Origin of the sequence: Limibacter armeniacum (assembly GCF_036880985.1) — a bacterium.
GTDB classification, from domain to species: Bacteria; Bacteroidota; Bacteroidia; order Cytophagales; family Flammeovirgaceae; genus Limibacter; species Limibacter armeniacum.
This window is the reverse complement of sequence record NZ_JBAJNO010000009.1, coordinates 2,897,708-2,921,715: the sequence shown is the minus strand read 5'-3', so window position 1 is coordinate 2,921,715 and position 24,008 is coordinate 2,897,708. Positions and strand designations below refer to the sequence as shown.

The window sequence follows — 24,008 nt, the reverse complement described above, 5'->3', positions numbered from 1 at the left end:
CTTCTATTTCAAAATGCGGGCTGTTATTACAAAAACTTCGCCAGCTTGCAATTATATCAAAATCACACTATGCGGTAAAGATGCTTTATTCCAAGTTTTATTAAAAATATTGACTCAAATTTCCGAATGCAATTATTGATCATCTCCTTTTCAAATCTATCCACTCTAAAATAAGTCCTATTTTATCCGCAAAATACTGAATTTAACATACTTGTCTTCCAGTAGGTTTCTGTAATTGCTTAACTAAGTATTATGATGCATTCTTGAGGGGTTGAACCACACATTATAGCCTCTTGTTTCTTATGGTGAATATATGTTTCTTTGGTGCGCTATTTCCCCACTGCTGCAAAGTGAACTGTTTCAAACACAAACACAATGCTGCCAGTCTGTAAGGAATACAAACGCTGAAACACTTTACAAATTCAAACCATAAAGATACGATCATGAATTTCCCTGAAGCATTGAAGTACACAAAAGACCACGAATGGATTAGAGTAGAAGGTGAGTACGCTTACATTGGCATCACTGACTTTGCTCAAAAAGAATTGGGTGATATTGTGTATGTTGACATCACTTCTGAAGAAGAGGACGAGGTTGAAACAGGAGAAGTATTCGGTTCTGTTGAAGCAGTAAAAGCTGTTTCTGACCTGTTTATGCCAATTACAGGTGAGATCGCTGAACTGAACGAAGAGTTAGAAGATGCACCAGAGTTGGTTAACTCAGATCCATATGGCAAAGGCTGGATGATCAAAGTTAAAGTAACTGACCCGTCACAACTTGATGAACTGCTTGACAGCGCTGCATATCAGGAGCTGGTAGGTGCATAAACCATCAGTTAACAAAAATATTATAAGCCAACTGAAGTATCGGTTGGCTTTTTTTTATTCTATTTTCACTGGTATTATTAATTTGGCTTTCAACAACTGTAACACCCAAAAACAAACTAGCCATGAACCGACGACTCAGACCCTTAAAGTACTTGTCGGCATTCAGCCTTCCTGTATCTGTATCCATAGCCTTTATATGGCAAGGTTACTGGTCCTTTTTCCCATTGGCATATGTTTTTGGTGTTATCCCAATTGTAGAGCTGCTTATTTCCCCTTCAACCTCAAACTTGACCAAAACAGAGGAGGCATTAGTTCAAAAAGATTTGTTGTATGATTGGCTTCTTTACCTTTCGGTTCCCATCCAGTACATTTTGCTCTTTTACTTCTTCACCATTGTCCAATCCGATCTAACAGGGTATGAACTGGTCGGATGCACCCTTTCTATGGGACTAATGTGTGGTGGATTTGGTATCAACATCGCCCATGAATTAGGTCACAGATCAAAACCCTTTGACAAGCTGATGGCTAAAATACTGCTGCTTACTTCACTATATATGCATTTTTATATTGAGCACAACCGAGGTCATCATAAGCATGTAGCTACAGAAAAAGACCCTGCCTCCGCCCGATATGGAGAAGCATTGTACGTCTTTTGGTTCAGGTCTGTCATATTTGGCTACCTTTCGGCATGGCAATTGGAACATAAAAAGCTGAGGCAAAACGGCAAAAGCAGTTTTTCTCTTTCCAATCAGATGCTGTTATTTCAATTAATCCAAATGATCTTCGTTATAACTGTTGGCATCATTTGGGGATTAAAAGCTGTTTGTTGCTTTATTGGTGCTGCGGTTATCGGTTTTTTGCTACTCGAAACTGTCAATTACATTGAGCATTATGGTCTTAATAGAAAGGCTACGACCAATGGCAGATACGAAAGGGTACAGCCTCATCATTCGTGGAACTCAAATCACTTGATTGGGAGGCTATTGCTTTTTGAACTTTCCAGACATTCTGACCATCATTATATTGCAAGCCGTAAATACCCGATTCTCCGACACCATGAAAATAGTCCACAAATGCCTACTGGCTATCCAGGCATGATGCTATTAGCATTATTACCTCCAATCTGGTTTGGTGTAATGCATCCAAAAATTAGAACACTCAACAAAGCTACGGAGTATTAACAGGCTCTTTGCTTAAACCAATTTGATAGAATGAAACGCTTTTGGCTTACGCTAACTCTTTTAATTACACTGCTTGCCCCAACTGCTTTCACTCAAGAGGTGATTACGCTAAACAATGGTCAGTCAGATACCAATTTTTCATTGGTAGATGTCAAAATTCGCTTTTCGGGTGCCTCTGAAATGCGCCTAAGTGAAGACCATGACTTCAAAAACACAAAATGGCAGCCTTTTGCTACGGAACTTACTTGGACGCTGTCTGACGGAGAAGGTCCTAAATTGGTATTTGTCCAATTCAGACTCAAAAACAATACACTCTCTGAAATTTACGCAGCTGATGTCAATGTGGATAGAACACCTCCTTCTAGCGGTAGTATTCGAAATCCACATGGTATATATGTTAACTCGATCTATGTAGACCTTGAAATCAAGTCAGAAGATGCCTACCAGATGACTTTGAGTAATTCCGAGTTATTTACAACTGTGGAGTGGATACCATACAAAACACAGTTTAAAAACTGGCAGTTACCTATGGGAGACGGAACCAAATATGTTTATGTCAAATTCAGGGACCAAGCAGGTAATGTGTCAGAAGCTGTAAAAACAAGAATGGTACTTGATACAAAAGCTCCTACTGCAAAGTTTATTGAAATTCTCAATGAAGACCTTGTTTTGGACAGCATTACCAATACTTATTATCTGAATGCCAAACATCACACACTTGATTTGCACTTGCTTGCCAGTGATGCCAAGTTTATGATGGTCAGTAACCGCCCAAGCTTTCGTGACCAAAAGTGGCAAATCTATTATGAATATATAGACCAGTGGAAACCTGACACCTTGCTCAATGCAGAACCACTCAGACGTGTTTATGCGCGCTTCCGTGATAAGGCTGGTAATATTTCCGAAACAGTTACTGTTCCATATATCGTAGATAAAGAACCTCCACTGGATGGACGTATCACCATAGACCCAGAAGAGCAATTGACCAACATGAATAATGTCACGTTGAATATTTTTGCTCGTTATGCTCATGAGATGAAAGTCTCCAACTCACCTGATTTAACTGAAATAGAATGGGAGCCTTATCAAACTGAAAAGCCATGGTCTTTCAGCGATACAGAAAACACAGGTACAAAACATTTTTATGCGATCTTCCGTGACTTTGCACGCAATGAATCTGAAGTTGTCAGCGCTTCTCTAGAATTTGACAACACACCTCCTCAAGAAGGGGGAATTACTATTGAAGGTGGTAAAGAAGGTGTATTCAAAAATGAAGTTTTTGTAGAGGCCCGTGCCCAAGGTGCTTATATGATGAAAATTGGTACCTCACTAGACTTTCAGAGTGCACCTTGGATAGGTTACTCACACAAGCCAATTCCTGTTACCCTGTCTCCTAATGGCGGAACAAAAACAGTCATGGTACAATTCAAAGACAAGGCGGGAAACCTGAGTGACATCTATACAGACTCTATTATCCTAATGGTTAAACCTTACTCTGCATTGGTTGTCGCTAATGAGGATGCTGAATTCTGTACACACAAAGACAGAATGGTAGAACTCCACTTACATGCAGACAATGCTGCCGAAATGATGATATCAAACACACCTGATTTCAACAATGGAAAATGGCAAACCTATCAGGAAAGTGCTTCATGGCAACTTTCTCCCAATGACGGACCTAAAACCATTTATGTCAAGTACAGGAGTATCACCATGACCGAAAGCGCTGTAGCTGTTGATAAAATCATATTGGACTCAACTCCTCCACAGAACACATCCATCAGTGCCAAGGCTGTTGATCCTACATTACGTATCTTTTTGCACAAGGACATGGATGTTACGCTGAAGGCTGAAGATGCTATTGCGACACAGGTCAGTGAGTATGAAGACTTCAGAGATGCTTCATGGCAAGGCTATACCCCAACACCTTTTACATATGGCATGCGCAATAGTCAGCAAGGAAGACGTACCCTCTATGCACGATTCCGTGACGTAGCTGGCAATATTTCTGAGCCAACTTCCACGAATATTATCTTCGATGCAGTGCCTCCATCAGAAAACCTAATTTACATCGAACCTTCGGTAAAGGAGCCTAAAATCACTCCCACTTTCAAAAGCACTAACCAACGTGAGGTTAATATCAAGCTTCACTCCATGGATGCTGTAGAAATGCGAATCAGTGAAGACAAATACTGGAAAGATGTAAAATGGCACCCATTCGGTCCCGAAGCTCCTTTCACATTGAGTCAAGGAGATGGTGAAAAAATAGTTTATGTACAGTTCAGAGATGAACAAGGTAACTCTTCTCGTATTGTTCAAGATAAAATTGTATTGGATGAAAACCCTCCACAAAACACTAGAATGGAGCCAAAAGATGGGTTATTCTGTACAAGAACGGACCGAAAAGTAAGCTTCAGGCCTTTTGCTTGGGATGCACACATTATAGCATTCAGTTTTACAGGAGATTTCTCCGATGCTCATTATTTCCCTTACCAAAGAGATGTTGACATTTACTTACCTGAAGGTGATGGGGCTAAAGATGTCTACTACAAGTTTATGGACTTTGCAGGCAATGAAACTGATGCTGAAAAAATCACTATCACCTTGGACAGGGGTATGCCACAAGGACAGGAGCTCGTAATTAATAATGGGGATGTTTATTCCAATAAAAGACAAGTACAACTTACACTGAGTGCTTCTGATGCTTATGAGATGATCATTAGTAATACTCCAGGATTTGCACACCCTTCCAAATGGGAGCCATTCAGTACTGCCAAGAACTGGACTCTAGGTGTTGTAGATGGACCTGTATCTGTATATGCCAAGTTCAGAGATAAAGCAGGAAACGAATCAGAAGTGATTAGAGGTAATATATTATTGGACACTGAACATCCTATTCTCTATGAAATAAACCTAAACAAAGGTGCTACTGCTGTAGATGGGACAAGCGTAAAAGTTTTTACCAACGTTTCTAAAGATGCCCGATATATGCAGTTATCCAATAGTCAGAACTTTGAGGGGAAAGAATGGAGTCCCTATTTCCGAGAAATGGATTGGAACATGGCTGGAGAAGGACTTCAGAAAGTTTATGTAAGGTTCAAGGATGATGCAGGGAATATATCCAAACCGCTACCCGGACAAATAATGGTTTACTAGTTTTTTAATATTTAAATACCTTATACAAAGAAGCCTCTAATCAGTTACCTGTTAGGGGCTTTTTTCATAAGATATTGTTTTAGCATTCACTATGCATTAACACCCATTAACCACCTTTGTAATCTGTTACCATTACTGATAACCTTTTGTTTTAGGCTATTGGTATGAATCGAACTGGAGAAAAAATGATGACGGAAATAATAAGGACTAAAGATATAAGCCAACAACTAGGTGTACCAAGGTTTATAGCCCAACTAGTGATGAAACTGTTGGGTGTAAACCGCATCAACCGAATGTACCAAGAAGTGGCGCACTTAGGGCTAGATGGGGTCGGTCTCATTGACGAAGCGCTCAACATGCAAAACCTTGAAGTACACATAAAGGGCGAAAACAACGTTCCTGAATACGGTCCCTTTATTATGATCTCGAACCATCCTTTTGGCTTTTGGGATGGATTGATTTTACTAAATAGGATAAATAAAATACGACCTGGATTTATGGTCACGGGTAACTTCTTACTGAAGTTGGTCAAGCACTTTGAGCCTTATATAATTGAAGTGAACCCTTTTGACAGAAAAGGACCAAAACGAATGGGGGCAGGTACAAAAGTTCTACAAGCACTAGAAAAAGGATTACCTGTAGGACTGTTTCCAGCAGGTGAAGTAGCGACCACTTATGATGGTCTCAATACCCCTGCCAGAGATAAAGAATGGGGCATTTCTTCCATTAAGCTAATCCAACAAGCAGGTGTGCCTATTGTCCCTGTATTTTTTGAAGGGCAAAACAGTCAGTTATTTCACCTATTGGGCAAACTACACCCTGCTTTTAGAACTATGATGATACCTGGAGAATTTGTCAGAAAGAAAAATGGTAGTATCCGATTTCATATTGGAGAGCCTATCACCGCAGATACAATCCAACAATATGATGACCTTAAAAAGCTGAGGGACTATCTCAGAAAGCGTACAGAAGAACTCCCTTTAAACAAGACTACTTCTTTGGTTACAGCTTAACCTAATACCCCAAAACCATATAACATCAGGTATTTTTTATAAATAACATTATTCCTTCCTTATAAAACACAGGATTTCACCCAATTAATACTATTTTTACCCAGCTAAACTAATAACTATCCTTTTTTTACTATACGAATGAACTTCAGGCATTTTATTACAACCCTTATACTGCTACTTTTCAGTATTGCTATATGCTTCGGTAATCGGAGTAATATGGCGCCTACCATTCAAAAAGGTGTATTGGATCTTCGTGATACTGATTTCAGTAAAACTGGTACCATAGAACTTGAAGGCGAATGGGAATTCTATTGGAAACATTTACTCTACAGCAAAGATTTCAAAGGTGAAACCCCTACCCCAACTTACATCGACATCCCTGAGCTATGGAATGGTAAAGTAGTGAACGGAGACACACTCTCTGGTGTCGGATATGCAACCTACAGAACCAAACTACTCCTAAACAATAACACTCCTCACAAGCTGGGGCTAAAGATTCTGACTGTCTCTACAGCATATCGCCTTTATGCCAATGGAAAGTTACTTTGCAGTAACGGTACGGTATCAGCAGACCCGAAGGAAGGACAAGGAGGTTACAAACCGCTTGATGTCACATTTGAAACAGATAGTAACGAAGTTGAATTTATATTACAGATTTCCAACTACCATCACCGTAAAGGGGGTACTTGGCAACGCTTTGTATTGGGGAATGCCGCCCAAATTCAACAAGCCCGTGACATTGCAATCGTAATGGATATCTTCCTCTTTGGAAGTATGATCGTAATGGCATTGTACCACATCTGCTTTTACTTGATCAGAAAGGTGGAAAGAGGAGCTTTTTACTTTGGTGTAACTTGCTTCGTTATGGCTTTTAGAGTCATTTCTACCAGTGAATACCTAATGGGGACCATCTTCCCTAATTTGGACTGGGAATGGATTGTTAAAACAGAGTACTTGACCTATTGTATTCCTATGGTGACAATCCCTGCATATGTAAGAGCTGTCTTTCCTGATGAATATTCGTCACTTGTCGTAAAGCTAGCAGGCATCAAAGTACTGTTATTCTGTTCTGTTATCTTATTCTTTGACCTTTCGGTATTCTCATATACAGTTATTGTTTCACAGTTTACTCTATTACCATTATTCATTTACAGTATATATTCAGGAATAATGGCCTATAAGCGAAAGCGCAAAGGAGCACTAACATTCCTTGTCAGTATTATTATTTTCATCATTATGGCGGGTAACGATATCCTATACAGTCAGGATATGATCAATACCATGAATATGATGGGAGTTGGCTTCTTTATCTTCTTCTTTTCTCAGGCATTTCTTCTCTCTTATCGATATTCATCAGCCTTTGAAGAGAACGAGCGCCTAACGCATACGCTTAATATCACTAACCAAAACCTTGAAGGTATAGTAGCTGAACGAACTTTGGAGCTTCAGGAAGCCAATGATGAGTTGAATGCTCAAAACAATCAGATTGAAAAGCAAAAAGAAGACCTGAAAAAGCACAATGAGGAAGTCAAGTCGAGCATCAACTATGCAAAGAAAATACAGCATGCCATGCTACCTTCCCAACAGGTTCTAGATACAGCTTTAGGTAATGATCATTTTATTATGTTCAAGCCAAGGGATATCGTGTCTGGTGACTTCTATATGTGTGAACAAGTTGAGGGAAAAACAGTCATTATAGCAGCTGACTGTACAGGACATGGTGTTCCAGGAGCATTGATGAGTATGATTGGCTCCCAAATACTTTCTGATATTATTACTGGCGCCAAAATACTTTGTCCTGAACAGATTTTGACAATGCTGGATGAACGTGTACATACAGCGTTACAACAAGCTACTACAGGCAATAATGATGGGATGGATATTACTATTGTTGTAATCGACCAACAAAACAAGACAATGGAATTTGCGGGAGCTCGTAACCCATTAGTTTACTTCCAAGATAACCAGCAATATATTATCAAAGGTACTCCTGCTAGCATCGGTCTTCACCTTAAGCAGGATAAAAAAGCTGCTTTCAAAAAACATATCATCGATATTTCAATACCTACTCACTGCTATATCTATTCAGATGGATATCAGGATCAGTTTGGAGGCCCTAATAAAAAGAAATATCTGTCTCGAAACTTCAGACGATTTATCAAGCACCTCCATCAACAGCCTATGGCACAGCAACACCATTTGCTCGAAGTAGAGCTTGAACGATGGATTAAATTCGGTAACGAGAAACAAACCGATGACATTTTGGTAATAGGGTTTAAATTATAAAACAAAAGGGTGTCTATTAAAGACACCCTTTTATATTTTAAACTATTAAAGCCTATTGCAATTCATCAAACTCTTCGAACCCATTATATCGAATTCCAGTGTAAGAACAGGTGGTCTCTGTTGTATCAGCACGGTTAATGATTGTAAAATCAAAACTGATTTGGTCATCTACCCCATCTTCGTCTTTAGTAAAAGTAAAGTTAGAAACAGATACTAAGATTTCTTCTCCTTCAGCATAATCATGCCCAAGTTCTACCTGCTCTTCTGCCTCAACAGTATTCTCATCTGTAACATTGGCTACTACACGATAACTTGAGTCAAAAATATTATCTATCACTACTGCACTATCCTTAAATGAGGCGATTACAATATGGTAGTCAAACTCTCCACCATCACAGTTTTCTCTACCGGTATACTCTCCCGCAATCGTGGAGTTTGGTAACAATACTACATCAAAGTCCTCTCCATCCTCTCCTAAATCCCCATCATAATAACAGCTTTGAAATAGTAAACTCAGCGTACAGCAAATGCTTATATATAGTATTTTTTTCATAGCTCTTTATGTTTTTGATTGATATTTATTGTCCAGAAGTTGTACCATCTCCACCATCTGTACCATCTCCACCATCTGTACCATCTCCACCATCTGTACCATCTCCACCATCTGTACCATCTCCGCCATCTGCAGGACTTGACAGAAGTACAAAAGCACGCTCACTTCCAGTAATCGCAAATGCAGGTAAATTGACAAAGAATACAAGTTCAAAATCAGGATCTGTAAGTGTGCCTGTTCCTGATACAGGCCCAAATCCGGATGATGTTGGAATAATTGCTAATTCACCATTCCCTAAGTCCACAAACTGAAATGGAATCACTGAAGTTGAACCCCAGCCATTGGTGGTATTGTACAGCCCATCGTCACTCAGTTTTGTTACTTCTGCTTCTGGGTTGGCTGTATCATTGTTACGTAGGTACGTTCCTGATAAATCTTGAGATGGGTCAAAGTCAGGACTTTGTACAATGACATACCTTATTTCACTTGAAGCAAACCCATCTTGATTGATTGCTGTGTAAGTTACTGGGTATAAACCTGGAGTTGCCGTGTCTACAGATCCTGAGGCTTCAAAAGCTATTTCTGTATCACCTTCCATTGCTATTGCTCCTGGGTCACTGTATGTATCTCCTTCTTGAAGGAACAGAATTTGGTCTCCTTCTAAGTCAATTGTTGCATAGTTTGTTATGAAAGATACACTGTCATCTTCATCACATGATGTCATTAGGCATATACCTAACAAAACCAATGCAGTAAATAATCTATTTATTAAGTATTTCATAGCTCTGGTATTTTCATTCTGCATCTCAAACAGAACTTGTTTTAAGTTTTTGCATTATTAAACCTAATACTCTACTAATTTGCTTGTTGTGACCACCATACTCCTTGAGAAACCTGATTACGGTTGGAACGAGGAGAATTCGGGTTTCGGTTAGCCTCATCAATATCATTAGGTAGACGTTGAGGGAATTGCCCCGGAGACAATGTAGAGTTTGCAGACACTGTAAACTCACTAGGGTATCCAGTACGGTTAAACTCATAAAAAGCCTCAGGCCCTCCAATACCATTTAGCTCAATCCATTTTTGGGTTATAATTGCCTTGATTTGAGTTTCCTCTAAGGTCAAGCTACCTTCAGCAGCTGAAGGAAATGCATAGTTACCACCATCAGCAATTAGGCTCTCATTAAAAGTAACACCCAACCTATCGAATGATGCTCTAATTCCTTCTTCATACAAAGCTTGAGCATCTAGACCTAAGCCATATCTCACAGCTACTTCTGCCAATAAAAAATATGTTTCTGCCTGTGTAATAAAATAGACTGGCGCTATAGGACTCGATACTACACGAGACAAATCATCATTCTCCTGTCCCCCATCGTTCAAGTTTCCTTGAGGTAAGCCTACAAAAGTATCCGAATTAGCAGCAGGGGTATAGAGTGCCTCAATCCTTGGATCACCATTTTCCAGTAGAAAATTCAAGCTGGTATTACTTGCCACCAAGTTTACATCACCAAAACGAAATACTTCAGTAGAGTAGAATGGGTTTCTTTGGTCATCAGCATCTGCAAAAACCTGTACCAGCGCACTAGTATTAGTCAAAAACTCTGCTCCTGAATTGATAAGTTCTGAAACCCCTGATTCTACTGCTGCTTGTCTTTCAGTCACATTGGTCTGTCTCAGGTAAAGCTTCAACTTAACAGTATTCGCAAAACGTACCCAATTCTCCATTTCTCCATTAAATACAAGATCCTCATTACCTACTGTTCTAGGTCCTGTAGGAGTACTTGTATCTATAGTCAAATCTTTTGAAAGTGCAGTATCCAATTCAACAAGCAATGAGTCATAAATATCAGGACTTGCATCAAATGTAGGAGCTAGATTCGCTGTACCTTGTAAAGCTTCTGTAAATGGAATATCTCCATACATATCTGTCAGCATTTGAGTAGCGTAAGCCCTCATAGTAGTTGCTATCAGAAAGTGCGTCCAATCTTCTACTTCTACCGCTTCACTTCTTACAAACTCTAAATCTTTTAATATTCCAGCCCCATCAAGGTTAGCTGATCCCCTATCTGCTCCAGAGTAAAAGGTAGACCATTGACGATCAAAATCGTTTGCATCGATAAAATAGCGATCCCAGTCACGGTACTGTTGTGCATCTGGAGACTGAGTCCAATGCTGCCCCCAGATACTTCCCAATATTTGCCATCTTCCTCCCAACACATAAGCTGTACCAGCAATTCCTGAAGGCAATGTCAACTCAATAGTTGAGCTTTGAGCTGCATTAGGGTCTGTATTTATGTCAAAGTAATCGTCTCCGCATGATGTGCCAACACTACAAACCAGTAAGGCAATCAGGTAATGATATATTTTTTTCATAGCAGTTCTGGATGTTTTAGGTAAGCAAGACTGACTCCGCACCAGTTCCATTCATTCCCTTCGCAGCCTTGCTCTATTTCTTTGATAAACTCAGGATTATAAGGTGAATTTGATAGCAAAACCGTAGCTACGTGTCGGCAGGGTAGTAGAAAACTCACCATACTCCGCCTCGATATCATTTGTTCCTGAACCCGTTACAAAAGAGCTAGATTCCGGATCAACAAATATATTGCTATCAGGTGTCCAGATAAACATATTCCTTCCTACAAAGCTGATTGACGCCCTTCCAAACGGGGTGTTTTTAAGCCATTGCTTAGGTGCCGTTAAAGTAAAGTTCACCTCACGAAGTTTGATATAATCTCTTTTTACAAGAAAAGCTCGATCTCCTTCAAAACCTCCATCACCCCAGAACGTCAACATATTAAATCCTTCTTGTGCAATTGGAGTCGTATTTTCCCTAAACTCACCTTCTGAAACTTCAACTACAGAGTTTGGTATGACAAACGGTCTTCTGTCATTATATGTCGTATAAGGGGTTGTACCCAAGAAGTATAGTAGGTCCGCTGTACGAGAATACATTAAACCGCCTTTTCTCCAATCAACAGTAAAGTCGAATGACAACCACTTCCAACTGAATGTATTGGTCATACCTGTTATAAAGTCCACTTGGGTATCTCCAATCTCCTGATCAGTGATATAATCCGGACGACCATCAGAATTTACAATGATATTTCCATTTGGATCTCGACGAGGAACCTGTCCTTTGATTACACCTAGTGGTCTGCCTTCAATTGCCACAAAAGGTACAGTACTTAAACCTCCCAATGGTACTTCCTCCAAACCATCAGCCAACTCTTCTACATTATTTCTGTTACGAGTAAAGTTGACAGATATGTCCCATGTAAAACTTGGGGTTTCAACCGGAGTTGCAGTTAACAATACTTCTATACCCTTATTGGATATCTTACCAATGTTACGGGTCTGTGATGAAAATCCAGACGAAGGAGATTGTGGCACCGTAAAGATCAAATCCTCAATTGTTCTGTCGTAATAAGTAAAGTCAAAGCCAAAACGACCATTGTAGAATCGCATCTCTAAACCAGCTTCATACTCCGTTGTAAGCTCTGGCTTTAGGCTAGGGTTACCTGCAAGGTTATCTTCCGAGAATGCTGCTGCATTATTCAAAGGGAATCTAAGCTCTGTAAAACCATCAGAGAAGCCTGAGGTTTTAAATACTGTTTGAGTACTGTAAGGAGGAGCATCATTACCTGCTTGAGCTGCACTTAGCCTCAATTTACCGTAGCTTAACCAATCACCTGTATCCAATACGTCAGAGAATACAACTCCCAAACTGGCACTTGGGTAGAAGAATGAACGCTCGTCTTTTGGTAGTGTAGAAGACCAGTCATTTCTTGCTGTTAAGGTCAAAAATAACCAGTTACGGAAGTCAAAATCCACTTGAGCATAAACACCATTATAACGTCTCTCTGAGTCATTCTGAATAGAAGTTGGTCTATCTGCTGAGTTGGAAATATCATAGAAGCCTGGTATTTGCAAACTTCCTACTTCTGTTACCAAGGTTCTACTTTTACGTGGGTTAACCTGATAACCTACCAGAGCATTCATAGAAAAATCTTCCGTAAACTTCAGCAAGTATGTCAAAATCACATCACTATTTATCACATTGTTATACTGCCTTGTAACACGGAAACGCCCAGGGTTACTTTGTGATGCATTAGGGCCTTCAATATCCAGTACAGGCTCCCACTCATTCAGTTCACGGTTGATTACGTCTGTACCGATTCTCCAACGCAAATTCAGGTTCTTAACTAATTCATAAGAAAGGTCCAAACTACCAAAAACCCTATCTGCGTTATATTCATTACCATACTCATTAATTACAAAGTATGGGTTTAATAGCGAGAATGGCGTAAAGTAATTCTCTGGCGTATTGAAAGGGGCATTTAGATCTGCCAATTCTGTAATAGGAATATCTCTTGGAATCTGGTATAAGGAGTTAAAAATGGAGTTTTGCTGCTGTCCGCCATATACCTGACTACTTTCAGTATTGATGTAGTTGATATTGATCGTACTTTTCAAACCATTAAACAGGTCTGTGCCTCCACTAAAAGATATTGTATTACGATTATACTCATCTACACTTGTAGGAATATATCCATCTGATGTTACATTAGAATAAGATAAATAATAGTTGGTTTTCTCATTACCACCACCTAATGATACACCAGTATTGTAAGTAACCCCTACATCAAAGAAGTTTCTCACATTATCTTCCAGATTCTCATATGGCTTAATTTTTTGCTGATTATCCACTACACGTCCCCAAGGCCTTAACTGTCCGTCAAACCTGGGACCCCAGCTAGTATTTTCCTCCAAATCAGTATCACCATCAATACCTTGCCCATATCGGTTTTGGAACTCTGGTAATTTTAATGGAGTAAGAAAAGAAACACCAAAGTTGACACTAATCTCAGCCTTCTTTCTTCTTGTAGCGGCATCTTGTCCCGATTTAGTTGTAATCAAGATTACTCCATTGGCACCACGGGAACCATAAAGTGTAGTAGCAGCAGCACCTTTTAGTACAGATACCTCCTGAATATCTTCAGGGTTCAAGTCATTCAAGGCGTTACCAAAATCCAAGCTACCATTCAGGTCACTAGATCCTATTGCTGAGTTGCTGACTGGTACACCATTGATTACATAAAGAGGTTGGTTATCACCAGAAATAGAGGAAAGCCCTCGAATACGCACTTTGGTTGAAGCGCCAGGGTTACCAGAAGCACTGGAAATGTTTACCCCTGCTACTTTACCTTGCAGTGAGTTCAAAGCACTTGTCTCGTTGGTTTTAAGCAAGTCCTCACTATTAACGGCTTGTACAGCATATCCCAAACTCCGCTCGCTCCGCTCTACACCAATTGCCGTTACCACAACCTCTTCAAGCTCTTGGGTATCTTGAGCCAGTAATACATCAATTACACTTTGATTGCCAACGGTAACTTCTTTATCGGTATAGCCGACAAAATTATATATCAAAACTGTCTCTGAACTAGGGACAGATATGGTATACTTACCTTCAATATTGGTTACCACTCCTTTTGAAGTGCCTTTTATTTGTACTGTCACACCGGGTAGAGGCCCTTGCTCATCAGAAACAGTTCCGGTGACCGTCTGTTCCTGAGCATATGCAAGTAGCACACATCCTGCACATAAACACAGGGTGAGTAGTAGTTTTTGTAACATGTCGCAATGAATGGTTTAATTGTATCAGTATAAGATTTGTCATTATTGAAGCTAGCTGGTAGAAAACCTTACGGGCGTAAGGAATACAAAAAATTAAAACTATTTTTCTTTATTACCAAGCATTTGGTTTGTATGTTATTGTGAGAAGATGAATACTGTGTATTCAATGTTACATCAATGAGTTTTTATTGGATGATTGATAGTTATTCTATGCTTTAACACGATTCACCACGATGTAATATATAGACTGACTAGAGAGATTTTGAATTGGATATTAAACAGAAAACCCCAAAAACTGACATGGCTAAAAAGAAAGAGAAAGCTAAAGAGGTAAAAAAGAAACTCAAAAAATACTACGAGAAAGAGTTACTGGATCTCCAGATTGAACTCGTCAGAATGCAAGAGTGGGTTAAGAAGGAAGGGCTCAAAATTGTCGTTATTTTTGAAGGGAGAGATGCCGCTGGAAAAGGTGGTGTCATTAAACGTATTACCCAACACCTTAACCCCAGAGTCTGTAGAATAGTTGCTTTAGGTGTACCTACCGAAAAAGAAAAAACACAATGGTATTTCCAACGGTATGTGCCACACCTGCCAGCAGCTGGTGAAATTGTACTGTTTGATCGCAGTTGGTATAACAGGGCTGGTGTAGAAAGGGTTATGGGATTTTGTACTGAAGATCAATACCAAGAATTTCTACGTTCTTGTCCTGAATTTGAACGTATGCTTATCCGCTCTGGGATCATTCTAGTTAAGTATTGGTTCTCGGTATCTGACGAGGAACAGGAGAAGCGGTTTAAAGAGCGTGTCTCCAACCCACTCAAAAGATGGAAGTTCAGTCCAATGGACTTAGAAGCCAGAGAAAGATGGGTTAATTATTCACGAGCCAAGGACATTATGTTTGCCTATACTGATACAAAACAATCGCCTTGGTATGTTGTCAATGCTGATGACAAAAAGAAAGCACGCCTTAACTGCATCAATCACCTACTTTCGATTATACCTTATCAAAAGATCAATTATGATAAAATAAAACTACCTCCTATCAATAAAGAAGGCTATATGCGTCCTCCTATATCAGAACAAACCTTTGTTCCTGAAAAGTATTAGTAAATATAAATCATGAAAAAAGTCTCCCTGCAAAGCGGGAGACTTTTAGATCAATTGGCCTTAGCGACTACTTTCACTTAATCAACATATCTAATTCAAAGCTCTTGATCACCTAGTATTAGGCTTTCAGATCGCCGAATAGATATCCTAGCTTTTTAAACAGTTAATGCTACTTGTGAGTTGTGCTCAGTGTTATTAATTTATTTTAACCATGTATGAATCTTCTTTCACAAACAGTATTTTCTTCAATTACTGTTAAGTTCAGGTGATGTTTAACTCAAAATGACATCCTTTTTGTCTGTATTTCAACCTATTTCTAGTACTACCTTACTCCTCTCCAATTTAAGCACACAAGTAAGTTCACTTCTGAATCCTTCACTTTTTCACGCTCGATTCAGTTGACGTTATCATTCCAAGGTTATGGAATATATGGATAATAATCCCAAAGCTAAGTTCACTGTTATGGGCAACAACTTAACTCTTAAGTATCTTTATGTACCAGTATTGTGAATACAGAAAATCTAAATCACTGACTTTTTAATCATAACTGTATTGACATATTGGGAACGAAAACTACCCCAATATTTTTAATTACCTATAAGACAAACCGAAGATCAATCCCTCAAAAATTTTGATCGAATGAAACCTTCACCTAAAAACAACACTTGAAAATGACTGAATTCAAGAAAATCATCTATTGGTTCAGAAATGACCTTAGAATACATGATCAGCCTATTCTTTCTCAACTCCCCTCTGGAACCGCACTTTTACCTGTTTTTTGCTTTGACCCAAGATGGTTTCGAATGACAAAACTCGGCTTTCCTAAAACAGATACATTTAGAGCTTCTTTTCTAATTGAGTCTGTAGCCAACCTTAAAGAAAGCCTTATCAAACTAGGGTCAGACCTACTCATCACCATAGGAAAGCCCGAAGACGTTATACCAAAACTCGCCGAAAAGTTTGAAGCAGATATTGTTTTTGCCCAGCAAGAGCATACACATGAAGAAGAAAATGTTGAGAAAAAACTTTCTGAAAAACTTCCCATCCCTCTAGCGTTACACGAAGGACTCACTCTATACCACCCAGATGATGTCCCCTTTGACATTGAAAAGCTCCCTAATATTTACACCAACTTTAGAAAGCGAATCGAAAAGTATGCTCAGGTAAGGGAATGTTATCCATTACCCAATATGCTTCCTTGTTTTCCTGCTTCAATTGAAGTGGGTACATTACCTACGCTAAGTGATTTTGACTTAGAAGTAAAGTACACAGACAAACGGTCTGTATTACAATTTGAAGGAGGTGAAAACTCAGCGCTTGAACGTTTGGAATACTATATATGGAACAAACAGCTAATCAAGAATTATAAAAACACCCGCAATGGTTTACTTGGAGATGAGTACTCGTCAAAACTCTCAGCATGGCTAGCCAATGGATCAATCTCTCCCAGAATGATTTATTGGGAACTGCAGAAGTACGAAGAAGAGAAAATAAAAAATGAGTCTACTTATTGGCTGTACTTTGAACTGCTTTGGAGAGATTATTTTCGTTTTGCAGCTATGTGTTATGGGTGCAGTATTTTCCAGCTAGGGGGAATACAAGGTTCTTTCCCTGAATTTAAAAATAGTAAAGCTGCATTTGAGAAATGGAAAAATGGTATGACAGGAATTTCTTTTGTTGATGCCAATATGATGGAATTAAAACTTACTGGTTTTATGTCCAACCGAGGAAGACAAAATGTTGCCAGCTATTTATGTAAAGACCTAAAGGTAGATTGGCGATGGGGCGCTATGTGGTTTGAGTCCCAATTGATTGATTACGATGTTTGCAGTAATTGGGGAAATTGGAATTATGTAGCTGGAGTTGGTAATGATCCGAGAGAAGACCGTTATTTCAATGTCCCAGGACAAGCCAAAAAGTATGACCCTGATGGCAGTTATGTCTCCTATTGGTTAGAAGAAGATTAAAATGAAAAAGGGAAGGTCTATTAATATAACCTTCCCTTTTTCATATACTTTTATCTTTGGTGTTTTACACCTTGACGCTGTCCCATGCTTTGCATCTGCTGTTCCAGCTTCTTTCTTTTTTTCTCAGCCTCCTTTGCTAACATCTTCTCCTGTATAGGCTTAGCCCATTCCCCATCTGGCATTTTCTGTCCAATTGCTGATTCCACACGAGCTACGATTTCTTCAATTGGCGTATTTTCTTCAAAATGTAGTGGTGTCTTGAACTTTACTGTCAATTCAGTATCACGCTTTTTGAAGAAAAGCCCTTTCTTATCAAATGCTCGTCTGAATCCATCAATCTCCACTGGAATTACAATAGGGTTATGCTTCTTAATTAGATGTGCTGTACCCTTTCTGATAGGTGCATATGGACTAGTTGTTCCCTGAGGAAAACTGATTACCCAGCCATGATCCAAAGCTTTTCCAATTTTGTCTTCTGCATCGGTATCTACTCCTCGCTGAACAGTTTCGCCTTTAGCTCTCCATGATCTTTTAACTGTCACGGCACCTGCCAAAGAGAATATCTTTGGAATGATACCTCCATCATTCATTGTTTCTGCCGCAGCTACATAGTAAATCCTAGCTCTTGGCCACAACAAATAAATTGGGTTATTGATTGAGTTTTTAAACTTCCACTTTACGCTACCAAAAATATGGTACATGGAAATCACGTCAGCAAAGTATGTTTGGTGATTGGATAGAAACAATACGTTGCTCTTTCTCAAATCCTTCAAGTGTTCCGTACCTTCAACCTTCAGCTTGTTGGCTATCGTATATCTGCCGTAAGTCAATGAACCTACGATGGAAACTGTTAACCTTCTAATAAAAACAAAATTGCCAAAAGGGTCCTTCGGTAGGATCTTGTCAATCATGTTATTAAAAAACTTTCTCATAATTATTTATTCAGTGTCTGCCTCACAAGCCCTGTTATATATAATAGAACATTATGTGTGTCTCAGCCGTTTTAATTTACCTGAAATGTTCACATTTTTTATCAGGTAAGTGCAAGTGTAGGTCTCTTCCTTTTCTCTGAAAATAGGATCAGAGCCTGCAAAAATACTGTTACTTCTCAATAAAACAGCTGATCAATATATTATTTTACCTATAAAAAAATAAACTTTATCAAGATTATTTTGTCGGGTGTTGTGTTTTGGTTGTCTTATGAGGTTAGATGTAATTTAATAAAATTTTGACCTGAATCCATTTTTTGAAAAGCACTCTGCTAACGGATTTAAAGAAAATGTTGTAGTTTTAGGTCTTTAATAGGGTGATCACAATAAACCGGTGAAACCAATCAGATGTTGGATGCCGGTTATTTTTGTTTCAAACAGAACGTAAAATCCAGTTGAAGTTTTCACAAATTCCAGGCTTAGAAGAAACCAAGAAAGTACTGATCAAATCTGTACATGATGGCCATATAGCACATGCCCAACTATTTTTAGGGCAGGAAGGAAGTGCTAACCTTGCACTTGCGCTGGCCTATGCTACTTTTATCAACTGTACTGATAAAAAGTCAGATGATGCTTGTGGCCAATGTGATTCTTGCCGAAAATTTGACAAACTGGTACATCCAGACCTCCATTTTGTATTTCCTACAGCAAGTGCTAAAGGCATTACAAAACGCTCAGAAGCCATCAGTGACCGCTTCTTACCTGAGTGGCGAGAATTTCTTCAGCAACACCCTTATAGCGGATTGTATGATTGGACTAGCTTTTTTGGCGCTGAAAATAAGCAAGCCATGATTCCCAAAGAGGAAAGTCGCTCTATCGTAAAAGCCTTATCCATGAAAGCCTTTGAGGCTGAATATAAGGTAATGCTTATATGGTTACCAGAGTTGATGCAAGCACCTGCCGCCAATGCAATCCTGAAAATACTGGAAGAGCCACCAAGTAAAACACTTTTCTTACTTGTATCAAATGATGCAAATGGTCTGTTAACAACCATTCTGTCACGTACACAGATTGTTAAGGTTCGCAACTTCAGAGACGAGGAAATTGCTCAGTACCTTCAAGAAGAAAGAGATGTAGATCCTGTCCGTGCACAACAAGTCGCATACCTGTCCAATGGCAGTATGCTAGAAGCACTACACAATTATGATGAGGTTGCTGACGAGAGTGAGAAATTCTTTAAACTTTGGATGCGTGCTTGCTTCAAGCTTGATTTGACTGATCTGATTATTAACCTGACAGAGAATTTCAATAAGCTAGGTAAAGAAGCCCAAAAAAAACTATTCCTCTACGCTCTGAATATTTTCAGGGAGTCTATGATGTGGAAATTTACGGGTGAACAGGTTAGCAGACTAGGAGGCGAACAAAAAACATTTGTGGAAAACTTTTCAAAGGTATTGCACGACAGAAATCTTCCCAATCTTGTCAACCTTTTTAATGAGGCGCATTATCACATTGAAAGGAATGCCAATCCAAAGATTACATTCCTATACCTGTCTATTGAAACAGCTAGAGCTTTCAGACAATAAGAGTATTGAACCGAGGAGTATTATTGGATATGCTTAAGCATGGTTTCCATCTTAAGCTCTGTCTCCTTCCACTCGTTGATAGGTTCTGAATCTTCTGTAATCCCTGCTCCCGCATACAAGACCGCCTTACCTTTAAGCGCCTGCATACAACGCAGATTTACAAACAGGTCCGTACGCTGTTCTATATTTACTGGTCCAATAAAACCACTGTAAAGTGCACGATCATACCCCTCATTTGCCAAAATGAATGCTAGTGTTTCCTCTTTTGGCATTCCACATACTGCTGAAGTAGGGTGCAGTAACTCCAACATCACGGTTCCCAACTGAGGAAAATTAGCTGATTGCATATCTACTGCAAATGTGGAACAAAGGTGTAGCAAATGTGCGGCAGCGACTGTCCTAGGGCCTTGCTCATCATATTCTCTCAGACGAATCTTCTTAAAGCAGTTGATGATATAACGACCAACTAGCGCCTGCTCCTCAATTTCTTTTTGTGCCCATCTGGCTTCAGCCGTAGTTTGGTTACCTTTGGCTTGAGTACCCGCCAACGCTACAGTCCTGAAAACTTGATTTTCATCTACACTGATCAATGTTTCAGGAGATGCACCAACCCAAGTACCTAGCCCCGGTACCGAAACCATCGAAACAAAAGCTGCAGGATAAGCTTCACAGAGTGTAAAAAAGTTTTCCACTACATCATAATTCGCAGGCAAGGTTGCCTCCTTTGTACGTGAAAGAACCACCTTCTTAAATAAGCCATCCTTAATACCTTGAATACCCTGTGAAACGATCTGCTCAAAATGTGACTGACTTAGGTGACTTGGAGTATCAGTTGAAACATGAAACTCAGACTGCAATGCGGATTCTGGTATTCCATCAGATAACATTTGGTCTAAGGTTTGACCAAAAGCAGTCTTCAAATCTGAACTTGTGCTTCTTCCATTTCCAAAATTACTAAACTCAAAATTATTACTCTTGAAATACAAGTCTGCAGGTATAACATACGCCTGCCTCTCTTTTGACTCAAACGCACCAAGCACAAAACCACTTCCCATTTCTTCAAGATCTACCTGCTTATAAGGCAATTGATTACAGAAGCCAACAATTCCCTCTTTTTCTGTACCGTTTGGTTTTCGCCAGAATGCTACCGGCACGTTGTGCTGAACAGCAGCTGAAAGCACGATACGAAATACTTGATGTTCGCTTAAGGCTGAGCTCTTTGACTGGTATGCTTGTAGTAGGTGCGTCTTCAATGTCTTGCCAGTTTTATGATTTACTGAGTAAGTAATCCTTAGTTTAGTCTGATTGTTTGCATTGAGGGCAAAGATAATATAAAAGTATCTTAGGGAAAAAATTGAACTTATCTCAGAAATAGGCTTTAAATGTTAACAAAGTTTTCAAATATCAAATGATCCTTATTACTTAAGCTTGTGGGTCTCTCTCCAATCTATGAATCTTCAATAAATCAATTTTGTTACCCAAGAAGGACCTAGTGTAATATTCGAACAGAACTACCTAATAACTCGTTAATAAGTATAAGAATAAGCTTTAATGGAGGGATTACTGCGCTGGAAACACTCTTTATTCTCTATTTTCTAACAATGTAAACTTGGATTCTTCCTGTTCTTCAGAGCAGATGTTAACATGATCTCATTAGAGTATCGAAGTTTTCACCTGTAGAATCTCTTGCAGCAAATAGTACAAACGCTACCCCAATAACACAATTCTTAAATGGCTTTAACATGTTTAAAGTCATAAATATTTGATCAACAGTATTTTTATTCCCAAATAAAAGTTAATATTTGCAGTTTTTCATGAGTGGGCTTTAACACAATAAACTGAAACGCAGTTAATTCACTCTGATCAACATCATTTCAATACAGTTAAAAAATTTATTAGACATCCAAAAGAACAGTCTATGAACCAAAACTACTAAGGCAATGAAACAGAAAAACATTTATATCATAAGGCACGGCGAAACGGCCCTCAACAAAAAGAAATGGGTGCAAGGAAGTGGCGTAGACTCACGACTCAATGAGTTAGGCCAAGCACAAGCTCATGCCTTTTACAGTACTTATGGACATGTAAAATTTGACCGGGTTTTTACTTCTAAACTGATACGCACACATGAATCTGTACAGTCGTTTATTGATGACAGTATTCCTTGGGTACAGCTTTGGGGCTTAAATGAGATCAGTTGGGGTGACAAAGAAGGAAGAAAGCTTACTGCTAAAGATGACCAGCAGTACTTTGATATGATCAAAGCTTGGAACAATGGTGATTACACACAGAAGTCACCTGGAGGAGAATCTCCTTTGGAGGTCGCAGAGCGTCAGCAAAAAGCATGGGAGTATATAATGTCTTACGAAGAAGATGAAAATATTCTGGTTTGTATGCATGGTCGTGCAATACGGATTCTTCTTTGTGGATTACTAAGAGTCCCAATGTCAGAGATGGATATTTTCAAACACCAAAATCTCTGCCTATACCAACTAAGCTACACTAATGGACTATACAAGATTGAAAAGGAAAATGACACTTCTCACCTGGCATCCCTGTTTAGTGAAGCTCACTAAACAAAGAACCAACACTAAAATCAAGAAACAATATTGGTAGTATAGCATTGAAGTGCTAACCAATATTGTTTCTTTTTTTATGCTGACTATTTAGCATGCAACACAAAGATAGTTGGCTTTTTATGCAGGTCAACCTTCTCTTTTTTCCACTCTGCAATTCTCAATGTCTTGATGTATTGATCTTCCGCTGTAATGTTACAAGCCACACATAGCTTCGTGTCAGGGTGACAGTTAGCTACCAAATCATCAAGCAATGCATTATTTCTATAAGGAGTCTCCATAAAAACCTGAGTTCGGTTAAACTTCATAGAGTCATTCTCTAGCCTTTTAATCTCTTTCACCTTCTCTGGCTTCTTTACTGGAAGGTAGCCGTAGAACGCAAAATTTTGTCCGTTAAACCCTGAAGCCATTAAAGCCAGCAAGATTGAAGAAGGCCCAATCAATGGCTGTACCTCAATCCCATTTTTATGCGCATACTCGACTGCCTTTGCTCCCGGATCTGCAATTCCTGGACACCCTGCTTCTGATATGATTCCAACATTGGCATCCGATGGAATTGACTTGAAGTAAGACTGAACCTGTTCATACTTAGTTTTCTTGTCAAGTAAGTAAAAGTTCAGCTCACGTACATTCACACCAAGTCCTAACCCACTGATAAACCTTCTTGCCGACCTCTCGTCTTCGACTAAGTAATGAGTTGTATTCTTAACTACCTCATGCACAGCAAAAGACAGTGTATCATAAGCGTTCTCCGCTAACGGACAGGGAATAAGATAAACTTTCACGAATATTGGTTTTTTGTAAGGAAAACTATTTCTTTTGCAAGTATTTCTGCAAATGAAGGTACTAACAAGCAGATAGAAAAGGGATTCAGGTATAAATAATAGAATGCAGGTGTACTTAATAGGGCATACTGGTAACATTCAAACTATCATCAAGTCAGTTAGCAAAGGGATTATTACCTTTGTGACTGAATAATAACTTTTGGATTCAACTTAATTCACATTGTATATGTGATACTTCTCTCTATCCCCACTTCTCTTATGCTGATCATTTAGATTTAGTCTTGCAGGAAGCAAACATTAAAACAGACTGTCTCAGAATTGAACGTATCATAAAGTGACATCAAGTTAACTATTTGTTAAACTAGGTTGGCATTATTGTAATTCTAAGCTCGTTAAATTTGATAC

16 protein-coding genes are annotated in these 24,008 nt (G+C 39.1%); 9 read left to right on the top strand and 7 right to left on the bottom strand.

Translation table 11 applies throughout. The features are described from left to right. Positions 1-443: 443 nt before the first annotated feature. The 5 genes from gcvH to V6R21_RS29860 all read left to right on the top strand — a co-directional run bounded on the left by gcvH (position 444) and on the right by V6R21_RS29860 (position 8,463). The gene (gene gcvH, locus V6R21_RS29880) at positions 444-827 is read left to right on the top strand and encodes a glycine cleavage system protein GcvH (RefSeq protein ID WP_334247159.1); all 384 of its coding nucleotides are present in this window, start codon (positions 444-446) and stop codon (positions 825-827) included. A gap of 122 nt (positions 828-949) precedes the next feature. Then, positions 950-2,008, top strand: a complete 1,059-nt coding sequence (locus tag V6R21_RS29875; RefSeq protein ID WP_334247158.1) for an alkane 1-monooxygenase — start codon at positions 950-952, stop codon at positions 2,006-2,008. 30 nt (positions 2,009-2,038) lie between these two features. After that, positions 2,039-5,164, top strand: coding sequence for a hypothetical protein (locus tag V6R21_RS29870; protein WP_334247157.1), 3,126 nt, complete (start codon positions 2,039-2,041; stop codon positions 5,162-5,164). A 185-nt stretch (positions 5,165-5,349) separates the two neighbouring features. Further along, positions 5,350-6,177 carry a 1-acyl-sn-glycerol-3-phosphate acyltransferase gene (locus V6R21_RS29865; protein ID WP_334247156.1) on the top strand — a complete coding sequence of 276 codons (828 nt, stop codon included), beginning with the start codon at positions 5,350-5,352 and terminating at the stop codon, positions 6,175-6,177. 138 nt (positions 6,178-6,315) lie between these two features. Next, positions 6,316-8,463, top strand: coding sequence for a 7TM diverse intracellular signaling domain-containing protein (locus tag V6R21_RS29860; protein ID WP_334247155.1), 2,148 nt, complete (start codon positions 6,316-6,318; stop codon positions 8,461-8,463). Between the two features lie 52 nt (positions 8,464-8,515). Here V6R21_RS29860 and V6R21_RS29855 read toward each other — a convergent pair whose 3' ends face one another. The 4 genes from V6R21_RS29855 to V6R21_RS29840 all read right to left on the bottom strand — a co-directional run bounded on the left by V6R21_RS29855 (position 8,516) and on the right by V6R21_RS29840 (position 14,653). Next, positions 8,516-9,016 (bottom strand): hypothetical protein, encoded by a 501-nt coding sequence (locus tag V6R21_RS29855; RefSeq protein ID WP_334247154.1) that lies wholly within the window; start codon positions 9,014-9,016, stop codon positions 8,516-8,518. Positions 9,017-9,041: 25 nt separating this feature from the next. Next, entirely contained in the window at positions 9,042-9,797 is a 756-nt protein-coding gene (locus V6R21_RS29850) for a DUF5011 domain-containing protein (RefSeq protein ID WP_334247153.1), read from the bottom strand. 74 nt (positions 9,798-9,871) lie between these two features. Continuing rightward, positions 9,872-11,392 (bottom strand): SusD/RagB family nutrient-binding outer membrane lipoprotein, encoded by a 1,521-nt coding sequence (locus tag V6R21_RS29845; protein WP_334247152.1) that lies wholly within the window; start codon positions 11,390-11,392, stop codon positions 9,872-9,874. Positions 11,393-11,488: 96 nt separating this feature from the next. Continuing rightward, positions 11,489-14,653 (bottom strand): SusC/RagA family TonB-linked outer membrane protein, encoded by a 3,165-nt coding sequence (locus V6R21_RS29840; protein ID WP_334247151.1) that lies wholly within the window; start codon positions 14,651-14,653, stop codon positions 11,489-11,491. Positions 14,654-14,953: 300 nt separating this feature from the next. Here V6R21_RS29840 and ppk2 point away from each other — a divergent pair, with 300 nt between their 5' ends. Next, on the top strand, positions 14,954-15,760 hold the full coding sequence (gene ppk2, locus V6R21_RS29835; RefSeq protein WP_334247150.1) for a polyphosphate kinase 2: 807 nt from the start codon (positions 14,954-14,956) through the stop codon (positions 15,758-15,760). 671 nt (positions 15,761-16,431) lie between these two features. Beyond that, positions 16,432-17,727 (top strand): DASH family cryptochrome, encoded by a 1,296-nt coding sequence (locus V6R21_RS29830; RefSeq protein WP_334247149.1) that lies wholly within the window; start codon positions 16,432-16,434, stop codon positions 17,725-17,727. Positions 17,728-17,777: 50 nt separating this feature from the next. Here V6R21_RS29830 and V6R21_RS29825 read toward each other — a convergent pair whose 3' ends face one another. Then, positions 17,778-18,659, bottom strand: coding sequence for a lysophospholipid acyltransferase family protein (locus V6R21_RS29825; RefSeq protein ID WP_334247148.1), 882 nt, complete (start codon positions 18,657-18,659; stop codon positions 17,778-17,780). A gap of 452 nt (positions 18,660-19,111) precedes the next feature. Between V6R21_RS29825 and V6R21_RS29820 the strand changes: the two genes are divergently transcribed. Next, positions 19,112-20,242 (top strand): DNA polymerase III subunit, encoded by a 1,131-nt coding sequence (locus tag V6R21_RS29820; protein ID WP_334247147.1) that lies wholly within the window; start codon positions 19,112-19,114, stop codon positions 20,240-20,242. Positions 20,243-20,262: 20 nt separating this feature from the next. Here the strand turns inward: V6R21_RS29820 and V6R21_RS29815 are convergent, their stop codons facing one another. Further along, positions 20,263-21,495, bottom strand: a complete 1,233-nt coding sequence (locus V6R21_RS29815; RefSeq protein WP_334247146.1) for a chorismate-binding protein — start codon at positions 21,493-21,495, stop codon at positions 20,263-20,265. A 687-nt stretch (positions 21,496-22,182) separates the two neighbouring features. Here V6R21_RS29815 and V6R21_RS29810 point away from each other — a divergent pair. Then, positions 22,183-22,818: a histidine phosphatase family protein gene (locus tag V6R21_RS29810; protein ID WP_334247145.1), complete on the top strand. Its 636-nt coding sequence runs from the start codon at positions 22,183-22,185 to the stop codon at positions 22,816-22,818. Positions 22,819-22,904: 86 nt separating this feature from the next. Here V6R21_RS29810 and V6R21_RS29805 read toward each other — a convergent pair whose 3' ends face one another. Next, positions 22,905-23,603: an SAM-dependent methyltransferase gene (locus V6R21_RS29805; RefSeq protein ID WP_334247144.1), complete on the bottom strand. Its 699-nt coding sequence runs from the start codon at positions 23,601-23,603 to the stop codon at positions 22,905-22,907. Positions 23,604-24,008 lie beyond the last annotated feature (405 nt).

Excerpts from the sequence above, each read along its gene's own strand:
- ppk2 (WP_334247150.1), top strand. The coding sequence starts at position 14,954 with ATGGCTAAAAAGAAAGAGAAAGCTAAAGAGGTAAAAAAGAAACTCAAA.
- V6R21_RS29860 (WP_334247155.1), top strand. The coding sequence starts at position 6,316 with ATGAACTTCAGGCATTTTATTACAACCCTTATACTGCTACTTTTCAGT.
- V6R21_RS29845 (WP_334247152.1), bottom strand. The coding sequence starts at position 11,392 with ATGAAAAAAATATATCATTACCTGATTGCCTTACTGGTTTGTAGTGTT.
- gcvH (WP_334247159.1), top strand. The coding sequence starts at position 444 with ATGAATTTCCCTGAAGCATTGAAGTACACAAAAGACCACGAATGGATT.
- V6R21_RS29810 (WP_334247145.1), top strand. The coding sequence starts at position 22,183 with ATGAAACAGAAAAACATTTATATCATAAGGCACGGCGAAACGGCCCTC.
- V6R21_RS29855 (WP_334247154.1), bottom strand. The coding sequence starts at position 9,016 with ATGAAAAAAATACTATATATAAGCATTTGCTGTACGCTGAGTTTACTA.
- V6R21_RS29870 (WP_334247157.1), top strand. The coding sequence starts at position 2,039 with ATGAAACGCTTTTGGCTTACGCTAACTCTTTTAATTACACTGCTTGCC.
- V6R21_RS29875 (WP_334247158.1), top strand. The coding sequence starts at position 950 with ATGAACCGACGACTCAGACCCTTAAAGTACTTGTCGGCATTCAGCCTT.
- V6R21_RS29865 (WP_334247156.1), top strand. The coding sequence starts at position 5,350 with ATGATGACGGAAATAATAAGGACTAAAGATATAAGCCAACAACTAGGT.
- V6R21_RS29830 (WP_334247149.1), top strand. The coding sequence starts at position 16,432 with ATGACTGAATTCAAGAAAATCATCTATTGGTTCAGAAATGACCTTAGA.
- V6R21_RS29825 (WP_334247148.1), bottom strand. The coding sequence starts at position 18,659 with ATGAGAAAGTTTTTTAATAACATGATTGACAAGATCCTACCGAAGGAC.
- V6R21_RS29840 (WP_334247151.1), bottom strand. The coding sequence starts at position 14,653 with ATGTTACAAAAACTACTACTCACCCTGTGTTTATGTGCAGGATGTGTG.
- V6R21_RS29850 (WP_334247153.1), bottom strand. The coding sequence starts at position 9,797 with ATGAAATACTTAATAAATAGATTATTTACTGCATTGGTTTTGTTAGGT.